12 protein-coding genes are annotated in these 13,252 nt (G+C 32.7%); all 12 read right to left on the bottom strand.

Going from position 1 to position 13,252, the window contains the following annotated elements; all coding sequences use genetic code 11:
* Positions 1-57: 57 nt before the first annotated feature.
* Genes cap8O through cap8D form a run of 12 tightly spaced genes read right to left on the bottom strand, consistent with a single transcriptional unit; the run spans position 58 to position 13,247 of the window.
* On the bottom strand, positions 58-1,320 hold the full coding sequence (cap8O, locus tag JG553_RS11485) for a type 8 capsular polysaccharide synthesis protein Cap8O (RefSeq protein ID WP_000779497.1): 1,263 nt from the start codon (positions 1,318-1,320) through the stop codon (positions 58-60).
* A gap of 53 nt (positions 1,321-1,373) precedes the next feature.
* Positions 1,374-2,261, bottom strand: a complete 888-nt coding sequence (capN, locus tag JG553_RS11480) for a capsular polysaccharide type 5/8 biosynthesis epimerase CapN (RefSeq protein WP_001230670.1) — start codon at positions 2,259-2,261, stop codon at positions 1,374-1,376.
* Entirely contained in the window at positions 2,261-2,818 is a 558-nt protein-coding gene (cap8M, locus tag JG553_RS11475) for a type 8 capsular polysaccharide synthesis protein Cap8M (protein WP_000825098.1), read from the bottom strand. Before cap8M ends, capN begins: the two co-directional genes overlap by 1 nt.
* A 10-nt stretch (positions 2,819-2,828) precedes the next feature.
* Complete coding sequence (gene cap8L / locus JG553_RS11470) at positions 2,829-4,034, bottom strand: type 8 capsular polysaccharide synthesis protein Cap8L (protein ID WP_001291022.1); 1,206 nt, start codon at positions 4,032-4,034, stop codon at positions 2,829-2,831.
* A complete protein-coding gene (locus tag JG553_RS11465) occupies positions 4,035-5,240 on the bottom strand; it encodes a capsular polysaccharide biosynthesis protein (protein WP_001085819.1) in 1,206 nt (401 codons plus the stop codon).
* Positions 5,233-6,399, bottom strand: a complete 1,167-nt coding sequence (locus JG553_RS11460) for an O-antigen ligase family protein (RefSeq protein ID WP_000668180.1) — start codon at positions 6,397-6,399, stop codon at positions 5,233-5,235. The genes JG553_RS11465 and JG553_RS11460 overlap by 8 nt, the downstream gene beginning before the upstream one ends.
* A 13-nt stretch (positions 6,400-6,412) precedes the next feature.
* Entirely contained in the window at positions 6,413-7,522 is a 1,110-nt protein-coding gene (locus JG553_RS11455; protein WP_001221639.1) for a glycosyltransferase, read from the bottom strand.
* Positions 7,523-7,526: 4 nt separating this feature from the next.
* Positions 7,527-8,153 (bottom strand): CatB-related O-acetyltransferase, encoded by a 627-nt coding sequence (locus tag JG553_RS11450; RefSeq protein ID WP_001216898.1) that lies wholly within the window; start codon positions 8,151-8,153, stop codon positions 7,527-7,529.
* Between the two features lie 2 nt (positions 8,154-8,155).
* A complete protein-coding gene (cap8G, locus tag JG553_RS11445; RefSeq protein WP_000413171.1) occupies positions 8,156-9,280 on the bottom strand; it encodes a type 8 capsular polysaccharide synthesis protein Cap8G in 1,125 nt (374 codons plus the stop codon).
* A gap of 3 nt (positions 9,281-9,283) precedes the next feature.
* Positions 9,284-10,393, bottom strand: coding sequence for a type 8 capsular polysaccharide synthesis protein Cap8F (cap8F, locus tag JG553_RS11440; protein ID WP_001028293.1), 1,110 nt, complete (start codon positions 10,391-10,393; stop codon positions 9,284-9,286).
* A 12-nt stretch (positions 10,394-10,405) separates the two neighbouring features.
* Positions 10,406-11,434: a type 8 capsular polysaccharide synthesis protein Cap8E gene (cap8E, locus tag JG553_RS11435; RefSeq protein WP_000459055.1), complete on the bottom strand. Its 1,029-nt coding sequence runs from the start codon at positions 11,432-11,434 to the stop codon at positions 10,406-10,408.
* The gene (cap8D, locus tag JG553_RS11430; RefSeq protein WP_000940792.1) at positions 11,424-13,247 is read right to left on the bottom strand and encodes a type 8 capsular polysaccharide synthesis protein Cap8D; all 1,824 of its coding nucleotides are present in this window, start codon (positions 13,245-13,247) and stop codon (positions 11,424-11,426) included. The genes cap8E and cap8D overlap by 11 nt, the downstream gene beginning before the upstream one ends.
* Positions 13,248-13,252 lie beyond the last annotated feature (5 nt).

The raw sequence follows: 13,252 nt of genomic DNA, 5'->3' as shown, positions 1-13,252 counted from the left end.
TTCAAACACATGACAGCTTATCTTTCCTTAATCATGTATGCCCTAGTTTGACACATTTTATTTGTCGATAAAATTAAATATATTGCCATAATTATAATACGATACATCTTCAAATGATGATTTCACAACATTTTTTGTATCAAAAATCACTTTATGCTTCATTTTATCAAAATGACTGTCCGATAAATTTTTAAATTCTGAGTGGTCACTTAAAATCAATACTAGCGATGCGTCTTTGACAGCATGTGACATATCATGTTCCACAAAATCTAATTCAACATGTGGATCATAAGCACATACTTCTATGTCTGGTTCTTGATTTAATAGCTCATAAATATCAAATGCTGGTGATTCTCTTATATCATCAACATCACCTTTATAAGTTAAACCAAATACTGTGACTTTATTCCCGCTCAACACTTTGATGATTTGCTTCGTTGTATCAACAACATAGGCCGGCATTGAATTATTAATTTCACGTCCAGTTTGAATTAACTTTGCATTTTCAGGGTCTTTAGCAATAATAAAGTACGGATCAACAGCTAAACAATGACCGCCTACACCTGGACCAGGCTGATGGATGTTAACACGCGGATGTTTGTTTGCCATTTCAATCACATCTAATACATTAATATTTAAGTTATTGCAAATTTTTGTTAATTCATTAGCTAAAGCAATGTTCACGTCTCTATATGTGTTTTCCATTAGCTTACTCATTTCAGCAGTACGTGCATCTGTTTCAATCATTTCTCCCTGAACGAATGTGCGATAGACACGTTTACCCGCTTCAATACAAGCTTCAGTCACACCGCCAATGATACGATTGTTATGAACTAATTCTTCTAAAATTTTTCCTGGCAGTACACGTTCTGGACAATGCACTAAATAAATATCTTCACCTATTGTAAACCCTAAATTTTCAATGACTGGTTTTACAAAATCATCCATCGTTTTAGGCGCAATTGTCGACTCTACAATAATGGTATTTCCTTTTTCTAAAAATGATAAAATACTATCTAATGCACGCATAACTAGCGAAATGTCACATGACCGGTACTGATCATCATTATTCGGCGTCGGAACGGCAATGATAAAAACATCAGATGCATCTGGCGTTGTAGATACCTTCAATTTTCCCGATGACAGTACCTCTTCATAAACCTCTTGTAATCCAGGTTCTTCAATACTAATTTGACCACTTTGTAACTTATCAATCGTTTGCTGATTAATATCAACACCAAGCACATCGACGCCATGTTTTGCAAACATAATTGATGTTGGTAAACCAATATAACCTAAGCCAACTACTGTTAACTTCATACTATAACCTCCAAATAAAACGATTTGTATGTTGATTTTATTTAATAGATGACTTATGCCTTATCTTTGGTTGTCGTTTCATCCATGATGTCCGCAATAACAAGTGACATTTTTCCAGGAATAATTTCAAGTGCATTATTATTTTCATATAACGTATTGCTGTATATTAAATTGCCGAATAATTTTCTAAAGACCGACAACTTATTAAAATACTTATTTAGCATTGAAGGCATGTTGATCAATACCGTTTTACGATGTGATTGGCGACGTATTTCATACATTACTGACGATGTATCAAAGTAAAAACTATCTTGAGGATGGTACACACCTGTCACTTCTAATGATATTAATTGATCAATAAATGCTGTCAGATGTTTAATATATAATGCACTGCGCTGATTGTTAATATTGGGAATGATTGGCAATCGCTTTGACAATTGCATTAACCGTTGGAAATTTCCTGGGCAATGTGCACCATAAATCATTGGTGGTCTCACAATTGCTACTTTAAACGAATCACTAATCAATTCTTGTAATGCTTGTTCAGCGAACTTTTTGGAAATACCATAGTTGGTCGTAGGGTTCATTGGTGTTTGTGTATCAACTTGATCTGATTTACCAACATGACCTTCTTTTCCATAAACTGCCATAGTACTCATAAAAATAAATTGTTTAACGTCTTCAGCTTTAGCCTTTTGTGCCAATTGTTTCGTCAGCAACATATTCACTTGCATATAATCAGATAGCCTTGCTTGAGGTGAATTGTTGTGAACCAAAGCTGCTGTATGAATTAAAACATCATAATCTTTGAACGAGGTCGACTTCCATAATTGATTCCTAACATTAATTTGATCTACTTGATGTCCTTGTTCAATAAGCTTATCTTTTAAAGCATTACCGATATATCCATGTACGCCTGTAATTAAAATATTTTTTCTCATTAGTGATGCACACCTTCTGAAGTAACGATATTTTTAATTGTTTTATATATGATATACATATCAAGCATCATAGATTGATGTGTTAAGTAATAATGATCATACGCTACTTTTTGATCATCAGTGATATCATCTCTCCCCATCACTTGAGCTAGTCCTGTCACACCTGGTCTAATCGTATGCACGTTCGCTTTTGTACGTTTTTCGATTAATTCGTATTGATTATAAAGCGCTGGTCTAGGACCTACAATTGACATTTCTCCTTTTAAAACATTCAATAATTGTGGCAATTCATCAATAGAGGTCTTACGAATGACCTTCCCTGTCTTTGTTATATACGATGTTGAATCCATTAAATCAGTTGCAACATTAGGTGTGTCTATTTTCATTGATCTAAACTTATAAATATTAAACAATTCATTATTAATCGTCGGTCTTTTTTGTTTGAAAATGGCTGGTCCAGGTGATTCCATTTTAATTAGTAATGCTGTAATTAACAGAATCGGACTTAAAACTACTAAACCATATATTGAACTCACTACATCGAATAATCGCTTCATAATTATCTCCTCACTTCAACAGATTGTAATACTTCATAGTATTAATTTCTCTCGTATATTTATCTTTAAACAGTTGATGTGCGCGCTCACCCATCTCGTGCAATTCCTTACTCGAGTGAGTGTTGATGAAGTTATAAATGGCATGTGCATCGCCATTATCAATTTGGATACCCGCATCATATTGTTCAACATGTTGAACGATATCAGATTGCTTATCCATGATGAGTACCAACGCTTTCTTAGCTGCAAGATAGCCATAATTCTTGCTCGGCACGCCTAAACCGACGCCTTCTTTAATCAGCGATGCAATACATACATCCGCAATTTTTAATACGTCAGCATAGTCTGTACCTGTTAAAAACTCAAACATTTTAACATTTTCAATACGATGGTCTTCTATTGCCGTTTTGACATCTGCAAATTTCTTACCATGACCACAAAGTATTGTTAACGTTTGAGACTGATCCTTATTTAATTTTAAAAATGAGATAAGTGTCTCCATATCCTGTAACTGCCCCATATTACCGCTATACAATAAAATTTTGTCGTATTGCTCACGGTAAGCTTTAAATGTGTCATTATAGATACGATTGTCTTGTAATTGACGCATGTCATACCAGTTAGGAATCACATGGATATTGTCAGCATTTTTAGAAATTTGATGATTTAGTAAGTAGTTTTTCATTTCCGTACCAAGGACAATGACATTTTCAGCATTCTTGTAGACATGTCTATTAATGTAACGCATCAGCTTATCAATCATGCTACCTGGACGAGTTGCACCTGTCTTAATCGCATTATCAGGTGCTATATCATACACCACAAAAGAATATTTTTTCTTAAGCAGTCTGTGTAAAACGTCTGGTATTAATGGCAAGATTGGTGGATTAGAGTAAACAAGAATCTGATCATATTTCAACATTTTAGGTATATTAATCACGAATTTTGAAAATAAACTAAAGAAATTGATGATCCTTCCAACCTTACTTTTGTTATTAAACCTCGAATACTTGAGACGTCGAATGCGAATACCACGATGCATCTCGGTTTTAGAAACCTGTTTATGATTACTATATTCATATGGCCATCCACACATGACATCGACATTAATGTGATTCGCAATTAAATCTTCCGCCAATTGAGTTGGTAACGTCGCAGAAGATACATATTCCGGATAAAAATACTGACATAAAATCAAAATCTTTTTTTCACTCATCTAATCGACGTCCTTTTTATTAATGAATTTAGACTTTAAACCTATAATATTTAAAATCACATACTTAATAATGTTGCTGAACAGCGTTGTCCAAAAGAATCCATTTAGACCAAACGCAATTGTCATTAAAATAGTTATGAATATAAATGTAATCGTGTGAAGCGTCATATAATTCGCTTGTAATGTTATTGATGCGTGTTTTGTATTTAAAGTTTGGATCATAATACTCACTGCATTGAATAAAACACCTATATTACCTAAAATAATAAACTTCGAATATAAACTTGAATCAATGTTATACAGTAAAGAGACAATAATTATTGTAATTGGATAACATATAATCATGACTAAACATAGGGCAGCTATAGCAATTAGATTAGTTTTCAAATATTGCTTCTTTATATTGTCACTTTCATTTACAGAAATATATGAAAGTACTACATTATTAATCGGATATAGAAATGTAGCTAACATTTTCCCAATAAATGTTGAAAGAAATGATATAGTTACAGCTGTTCCACCTATAATTGGTAATAAGATTAATCTATCTAAATAGAGATTCAAATTATTAAGGCTATTTGTACTCAGTAGCATCACATAATCTTTTACCACATTATTATCTTCACTTTGATACTCGCCTATAGTTAATCCCCGTAATTTAACCAATGTATATATCGTTGCAAACAATTCACTGGTAATAAAACAAACAATCCAGTTTTGGGTTAAATAATATAGAAATAGTCCTATCAGCAAACCTAAAAATTGAATAAGAGCAATATACAAAATCTGATTATATTTTAAAGTCATCCTAAAAAATACATTCAGATAAATCCTTAAACACATTAAAATATTAAGTAGAATTAAAAAGATAATATCGATGATGTTCAAATTAAAAAAGTAAAGAAATACAATAATTAAAGCTATACTCTCAATCAGAATTGAGATTAAAAGTATCGATGCAAATTTCCAGTAGTAATGATTGGATTTGTATAGATTCATATTAATCAATCGTATATTGTTAAGCGTATTGCCTAATACAACACTCGTGATTGTTATTATTGTATAAATCGTTAAAATAGAACCGAACGCTTCATTACCTACTCGTTGATTAATAATTGGATAAGCTAAAAATTGTAATCCTAAAGCTATAAGCAACGTACCAATTATTGTCTTTACGCTATCCATAATAAAAACTTTCTTAGCCATGATGACGCCGTCCTTTTGTAATAAAATAGAACAACACAAACCAAAATTCACTTACAACTAAATAATTTGAACTAAACATTAATAATGTGATTGGATAGATTGCTATAAACATAACGAGTAAATCTATAGTGTTTGGATCATAGTTCCTAATCATTTTATAAACTAGTAGCAAAATGCAAATCATTATGATAAAAAACCCTAATAAGCCAAATGATAGAATCAACTCAATAATGATGTTATGTGGTATATTTCCGATTAGTTTATAATAGTTAAATGGCCCATAGCCTAATAACGAACTTTGTTGAATAAAGTAAATACCTTTTTCATAAATCGGTCCTCTTCCAGAAGTACCTTCTAAATTAAGTGTTCCACCTTGTAGATATGAAAATGTTCTAGTATTCGAACCTTTTGTAAAAAGAAAGTAAATCAATACACTAGATATGCTTAATGCAAAAATATACATAATGCTTTTTACTGCGATAGGTATTCCTCTTTTAAACGTAATAAGTATAAATGCAAATAAGCCGTAAAGAATTAATAAAATAGCACCTCCACGCCCTCCTGGTATAAACACAATAGGGATATCAATTATTGTAAATAGAACATATATCCACTTATGTTTAACTGAACCTTTCATAATGAAATAAATGCCTAATCCGGCAGTAAATGCTGAAAGGTACGAAGCGTTTTGATAGTTCATAAGTCCAAAATTGATATAGCTAGGTATCTCACCTGTAAGTTTTGGTATTAAAATTACAAAAATAAATGAAACAGAAAATATGAAAAATACTAATTTAAAAAATCTTTCTACCGTAGCCTTGTTTATATATTTAATATAAATACCACTAATTGCCGCTGGAACTGCCCATGTTAAAAAGAATAGAATATTATTTTTAGCTAGTTTCTCTTCCTTATCTGGTGAAAAATAATAAAAAGCTAGATAAAGCAAACATATAGCAATTAATAATATTAACCCTCGCGGAATTTCTTGGGTGACAATTATCTTATAAATAGCAAACACCGTAGTAATTAATGCTATACCAACCATGGTTGAGTAATACACCGGCTCTATAGGGAACCCTAATACTTCTTTAGTAAATGTAGAGATTACTATAAATATGTTCATGCTGATAATTGCACAAAGTACAAAAAATTTCATAGTCTACCTCTCTTTAAAATTTATATAATTCTACTAACCGTTCACTCTCTATTTGCCAATTCAAAATTTTAGACGCCTTAATTGCATTTTGACGTAAATGATTAAACAAATCGTGATTATCTCTTAATTTTCTAACCGCCTTTTCAATTTCTAACGGCGTAACTTCCTTTAGAACAATGCCAAATTTATATTTTTCATTGAGATAAATATGCTCTTTGACAGGAGATAAAATTACTGGTAAACCAGCATGTATACATTCAAAAATTTTATTAGATACTGTATATTCAAAATTAATAGATACTGGTTTCGTCAAGACAACACCAACATTACTTTCTGCTAACTTATCAACCAATTCTTTTACTTCAACTGGTTTATCCAACCTAATATTTTCCGGGTTATAACTAATCAGTTCTTTTATCACTTCTTCATGCGGACCAAACCCTCGAATTATGAATGAAGGAGCATTTTGTTTAAAAGCTGATGAAGCAATAATAAACTCTTCATATCCTCTGTCCATTACAATTTGACCTTGATATACAATTTCTTTAAAGTTTTCGATTTCTTTAAATTCTCTGCTATCATTTAAAATAGGTGCATTCGTAATAACATTCGCTTCCTTCTTATATCCTTTAGATTGATAATATTCTTTTGCTGCATGACTTACTGTTACGAAGGCATTAACACGATGTTTTACTATGTGTTTTTCTATACTTTCTACAAACTTTGAAATAAGTGGAACTTTATTAATAAAGGCATTTTTCGCATATATTTCATGCGCATCATAAACAATATTAGCTTTTTTATAATTGCTTAAATAGACCATTAATAATACGTCGAAATCATTTGCATGAATCACGTCAGGTTTATAAGCTTTAATTTCTCGGATAACACCTGTTGCAAATCTTATACGCTTAATTAATTTAGAAAGAATATTTTTTGGATCTACCTTGCTACCTAACAAACGATAATTACAATCTAAATTTTCCAATCGCTTATTAGTAGCTTGTGAATTATTCATTCCAACAATTTTATAATCATCCGTAACGCCTTTAATTGTTTCTATTTGTTTAAGTACCCTTGGGTCTTGAACAATATTACTCGATACAATATTTAAAATTCTCATATCATTAAGTATCCTTTTTATTTAAATATTCAACCGAAAATCCTTTTAGTTTGTCAGGCGTTTTCTCCCACCACTTGCTTTCCAAAAGTTTTTCAATTGTTTTATTGTCAAATCGCTTCTTAATCACTTTTGCAGGAACACCACCAACAACCTCATATGCTCCTACATTTTTAGTAACAACTGAGCCGGCTGCTATGACTGCACCAGTATTTATTGTTAAACCATCCATAATAATTACATTTGCACCAATCCACACATCATTTTTAATTGTTGTACGGCTTGGTTGGTCATTAAAGTCTATAAACTTTTGCTTTATGTTAAATGGATTATTATTAGAATAAAAAATCGGTGATGAGCTAAAAAAGTGTGTAGGATGTTTTCCTAACCCAATTTTTACATCCGAAGATATCGAACAATATCTTCCTACTTCTACATTATTAAAATCACTACCAAATCCAATATAACTGTATTCACCAATGTGAGAATTCCTGATTTTACACCATCTATCTATATAGTTATTGCCATCAAATTTTGAGTTTGTAATATACGCCAAGCGATGAATCTTAACATTCGATTCTTTAGAGGACTGGTTTTTCAGCAAACCAATTATCTTTTCAATCGCTATCCTCATCGTCATTTCCTCCAAGTATTTCGATTGATAATATCTTTATAGCTTTGAATAATTTTAACTACCTTTGTCGAAACGTTAGTGTCTTTATAATCAATAGCATCAATCATCGGTTCGTTATTGTTTTGCATCTCTCTTGCTAGTTCAACGGATTGGATTAGATTGTTATAGGTAATACCACCTACAATAACCGTACCTTTATCTAGTACTTCCGGTCTTTCTGTGGAAGTTCGAATAAGGACACCAGGGAACTTCAAAATAGACGACTCTTCTGACAATGTTCCACTATCTGATAGCACAACAAATGCATCTTTTTGCAATGCATTATAATCAAAGAAACCAAATGGCTTTAACTGTTTAACTAATGGATCAAATTCAAATTTACTTTCTTCAATTTTCTTCCAACTTCTTGGATGCGTTGAATAAATCACAGGCATTTTATACTTTTTGGCAATATCATTTATCGCATTCATTAATGATTTAAAATTCTTTTCATTATCGATATTCTCTTCTCTATGCGCAGATACTAAAATGTATTGTTGCGGTTCTAATCCTAGTTTATTTAAAACGTCACTGTGATTAATTTTATCTCGATGCGCTTCTATCACTTCTGTCATCGGTGATCCTGTCACAAAGATATTCGCTTTATTGAAGCCTTCATCTAATAAATAACGTCTGCTATGTTCCGTATAAGGTAGATTCACATCACTGACATGGTCAACAATTTTACGATTGATTTCTTCAGGTACATTCTGATCAAAGCATCTATTACCCGCTTCCATGTGGAACACAGGAATCTTTAATCGTTTAGCAGATACTGCTGCTAAACAACTATTTGTATCACCAAGAATTAAAAGTGCATCTGGTTGTTCGCGTAATAAAACATCATATGTCTTCGCAATAATATTCCCCATCGTTTCTCCAAGGTTACTTCCAACTGCCTCTAAGTAGTGGTCCGGTTGTCTTAATTCCAAATCATCAAAGAAAATTTGATTCAATGTATAATCATAATTTTGACCAGTGTGTACTAATATCTGATTAAAATATTGATCACATGCTTTAATCGTTGATGATAAACGAATGATTTCAGGCCTTGTACCAACTATTGTCATTAATTTCAGTTTTTCCATGCGCTATACCTCCAAGAAATACGTATCTGGCTGATTTGGATCAAACATTTCATTCACCCACATAATAGTTACCATATCTGTGTCGCCTAAATTTTCAATATTATGTGTGTATCCTACTGGTATGTCTACAACTTCTAATTTGTCGCCAGAAACATAATATTCAATGATTTCATCATCATTAACATGTCTAAAACGAATTACCCCTTTACCTGATACGACTAGAAATTTTTCGTTTTTAGTATGATGCCAGTGATTACCTTTAGTAATACCTGGTTTAGAAATATTTACAGAAACTTGACCACGATCCGGTGTTTTTATAAATTCTGTAAAAGAACCCCTATCATCCACATTCATAAGTAAGGGATAACTAAAGTCTGTACTAGGTAGATAGCTTAAATACGTACTATACAAATCTTTTTCAAACAAGTTATCTAATTTCGGCAATGTTCGATCGAGACGTGACTGTTTGAACTTGTATAATAAATCTACAATTTCTCCCAATGTCACTTTAAATACGTTTGGTACTGTAGGTACACCATTTTCAATCGTTGGAGTTCCTTCAATAGCACGCTTTATTTCAGCGACGATATCATCCACGTAGTTTAGCGTTAGTTCAACATTCCGATCATTAACTTGAATCTCTTCGTTACGTGCAATTTTGTAACAAAATGTTGCTATCACTGAGTTATAATTCGGCTTACACCACTTGCCGAATAAATTTGGCCAGCGATAAATATAAACCGTATTGCCATACTCTTCGGCATACTCTCTTAATAGCTGTTCCCCTTGCAACTTACTCTCACCATAAGGATTATCTTGTGTTGCTTGTATTGAAGACGATAATAATATCGCTGGCTTTTTCGTATTTCTAGTTAATATATCAAGTACATGATCTAAATAACTCACGTTTCCTAAGCTGAATTCTTTGTCATGTTCAGGTCGATTAACACCCGCTAAATGCACGACAAAGTCTGCTTTCAACAATGCTGACTCTAATTCTTCCTCTTTAGTTTGTCGATGTACTTCGAAAATATGATGATCTGTCGTTGAAGTTAAATCTGCTTTCAAGTTTTTTCCTACAAAACCTTTTGCTCCTGTAATTACAATATTCAACGTCAATCTCTCCTATCTCATTGAAGCTTTATAATCATTCAATTCGTTTCTAACATATTCTAGTGTTAAAAGTTTTTCTTTTATCTCTTCCACCGTTAAAATATGTGTATTATCGGAGTTATATTCATAAGATTGCGTAATCTTTTCGTTACCGGTTTCAACATAATTACTATAATTTAAATCTCTGGAGTCTGCCGGCACTCTAAAATAATCACCCATATCTTCACATTGTGCGTATTCTTCTCTCGTCAACAATGTTTCTGCTTTTTTCTCTCCATGTCGCGTACCAATGATTTCAATTGCATTATCAGCTTCAAACAATTCTAATAATGCGGTCGCAAGATCCCCTACCGTTGAGCTTGGTGCTTTTTGAACCATAATATCTCCTGTCTCTGCATGCTTAAATGCATGAACAACTAGTTCTACCGCATCTTCTAAGCTCATTAAAAATCTTGTCATATCAGGATCTGTAATCGTTAAAGGTTCTCCAGCTTTGATTTTGTCGATAAACAAAGGTATTACTGATCCTCTTGAAGCCATCACATTACCGTATCTTGTACCACAAATAAGCGTTTGTTCACTACGAATATTTCTTGATTTGGCTACGAATACTTTTTCCATCATTGCTTTTGAAATACCCCTAGCATTAATAGGATACGCTGCCTTATCTGTAGATAAACATATGACTTTTTTAACATTTTGATGAATAGCACTTTGTAAGACATTTTCTGTACCAATAATATTTGTCTTCACTGCCTCAACTGGAAAGAATTCACATGACGGCACTTGTTTTAAAGCTGCTGCATGGAATACGTAATCAACATCTCGCATTGCTGTTTCTACACTTTGACTATCACGCACATCACCAATGTAGAACTTTAATTTTGAATTATTATATTTTTTTCGAATGTCATCTTGTTTTTTCTCATCGCGTGAAAAAATACGAATTTCTTTAATATTAGAATCTAAAAACTGTTTCATAACAGCATTACCGAATGATCCTGTGCCCCCAGTAATTAATAAAATTTTGTCATCGAACATAATTATCTCCCTTTTTGCCATTGGCATAGTTAATAATTTTTTCTTTACTAAAGTCATTGACGATGTCTTGAATAATCGCTTCAACTTCATTACATTTCATATGTTGTACTTTGCCACGATAAATTTTTTCAAATACTTGTTCAGGATGAACCTCATCTTTATTCATAAGCTCTTCAAACATTTTTTCGCCGGGTCTAATCCCTGTATAAGTAATGCGTATGTCGTCTTCTTTTTTACCACTTAGCTTAATTAAATTACGTGCCAAATCTACAATTTTCACTGGTTCTCCCATATCTAGCACAAATACTTCGCCACCTTCTGCTAATGCCCCTGCCTGCAAAACTAGTCTAGAAGCTTCAGGAATTGTCATAAAGTAACGTGTCATTTCAGGATGTGTCACAGTAACTGGCCCACCTTCTTCAATTTGACTTTTGAAAAGTGGAATCACAGATCCTCTCGATCCAAGTACATTACCAAATCTCACTGCAACAAAATTTGTTCGATGCGTTTCATCATTTAAACTTTGAATAATCATTTCTGCAATTCGCTTTGAAGCTCCCATGACATTAGGCGGATTAACGGCTTTATCCGTAGAAATCATAACGAATTTCTTTACCTCTGCATTTTTAGCAGCTTCAGCAGTATTTTTCGTACCTAAAATATTATTACGTACTGCTTCTTCAGGGTTGTCTTCCATTAACGGCACGTGCTTGTGTGCTGCTGCATGATAAACTGCGTATGGTTTATACGTTTCCATAATTTCAAACATACGCGCTCTATTTTGCACATCCGCTATAATAGGAACGATATCAACATTTTTTCCGAAGCGATTTCGCAATTCACGATTGATTAAATAAATACTGTTTTCACCATGGCCAAGTAGAATAATACGTTCTGGATAGAAATTACAAACTTGTCTACAAATTTCTGATCCTATTGAACCACCTGCACCCGTAACTAAAATAGTTTTATTCGTCAATTCATTTGATATCATATCCATATCTAATTCAACAGGATCTCTGCCTAGTAAATCTTCTACTTCAACTTTTTTAAGTTGGTTCACTTCTAACTCACCAGACATGACGTCTTCTATATTTGGCATTTTCAATAACTCAACGCCATCCATATGGCAAATATTATTAATTTCTTTCAAACGCTCTTGACCAATAGTTGGAATTGCAATGATGATTTTTTTAATCTTATATTTCCTCACTAGTTCTGGAATATCCGCAATTTTACCTTGGACTTTTACACCCTCAGTAATTGTGATATTGCGTTTATGTTCGTCATCATCGACTGCTAATACCGGTTCAAGTTTCATTTCGTCACTTTTCAACATTTGTCTAATCAGCATTGAACCTGCTTGACCAGCACCAACAACTAAAGTTGGCTTCTTATTAAATGACTTACCTCCAAGGTATTTCCGATAAATACGCCAAAATAACCTTGAGCCACCTATTAAAATCAAGTGCATCATCCAAGTAATTAAATACAATCTAAAAAACGGTCTATTGCCTGTAACAATTGTCACGACCACCATCGTAATAACGATAGATGTCGTCACAGCTTTAACAATTAAAATCAATTCACTCACACTGGCATATTCCCACGCTCGATGATACATATTAAAAATAAATGCTGAAATATGATGCGATATGAATAGTGATATAGCTGCCAATATTAATAATTTGACAGAATATGTTTTGAAATACGGTTCTAAAATGTAATAACTTACGAATACTGAAAATGTCACTATCAGTGAATCGATTAATGCTAGTATTAAAAGCCGCAATTTCACAGATAAATGTGCCATAAAAC

The organism is Staphylococcus sp. T93, assembly GCF_016743875.1.
In the GTDB taxonomy this organism is placed as follows: Bacteria; Bacillota; Bacilli; order Staphylococcales; family Staphylococcaceae; genus Staphylococcus; species Staphylococcus aureus.
This window is presented reverse-complemented; position numbering and strand designations above follow the sequence as displayed.

What these genes read in the sequence shown, in the direction of transcription:
- capN (WP_001230670.1), bottom strand. Translation starts at nt 2,261, where the DNA reads ATGAGAAAAAATATTTTAATTACAGGCGTACATGGATATATCGGTAAT.
- JG553_RS11455 (WP_001221639.1), bottom strand. Translation starts at nt 7,522, where the DNA reads ATGAGAATTTTAAATATTGTATCGAGTAATATTGTTCAAGACCCAAGG.
- JG553_RS11460 (WP_000668180.1), bottom strand. Translation starts at nt 6,399, where the DNA reads ATGAAATTTTTTGTACTTTGTGCAATTATCAGCATGAACATATTTATA.
- cap8G (WP_000413171.1), bottom strand. Translation starts at nt 9,280, where the DNA reads ATGGAAAAACTGAAATTAATGACAATAGTTGGTACAAGGCCTGAAATC.
- cap8E (WP_000459055.1), bottom strand. Translation starts at nt 11,434, where the DNA reads ATGTTCGATGACAAAATTTTATTAATTACTGGGGGCACAGGATCATTC.
- JG553_RS11465 (WP_001085819.1), bottom strand. Translation starts at nt 5,240, where the DNA reads ATGGCTAAGAAAGTTTTTATTATGGATAGCGTAAAGACAATAATTGGT.
- cap8D (WP_000940792.1), bottom strand. Translation starts at nt 13,247, where the DNA reads ATGGCACATTTATCTGTGAAATTGCGGCTTTTAATACTAGCATTAATC.
- cap8O (WP_000779497.1), bottom strand. Translation starts at nt 1,320, where the DNA reads ATGAAGTTAACAGTAGTTGGCTTAGGTTATATTGGTTTACCAACATCA.
- cap8M (WP_000825098.1), bottom strand. Translation starts at nt 2,818, where the DNA reads ATGAAGCGATTATTCGATGTAGTGAGTTCAATATATGGTTTAGTAGTT.
- JG553_RS11450 (WP_001216898.1), bottom strand. Translation starts at nt 8,153, where the DNA reads ATGAGGATAGCGATTGAAAAGATAATTGGTTTGCTGAAAAACCAGTCC.
- cap8L (WP_001291022.1), bottom strand. Translation starts at nt 4,034, where the DNA reads ATGAGTGAAAAAAAGATTTTGATTTTATGTCAGTATTTTTATCCGGAA.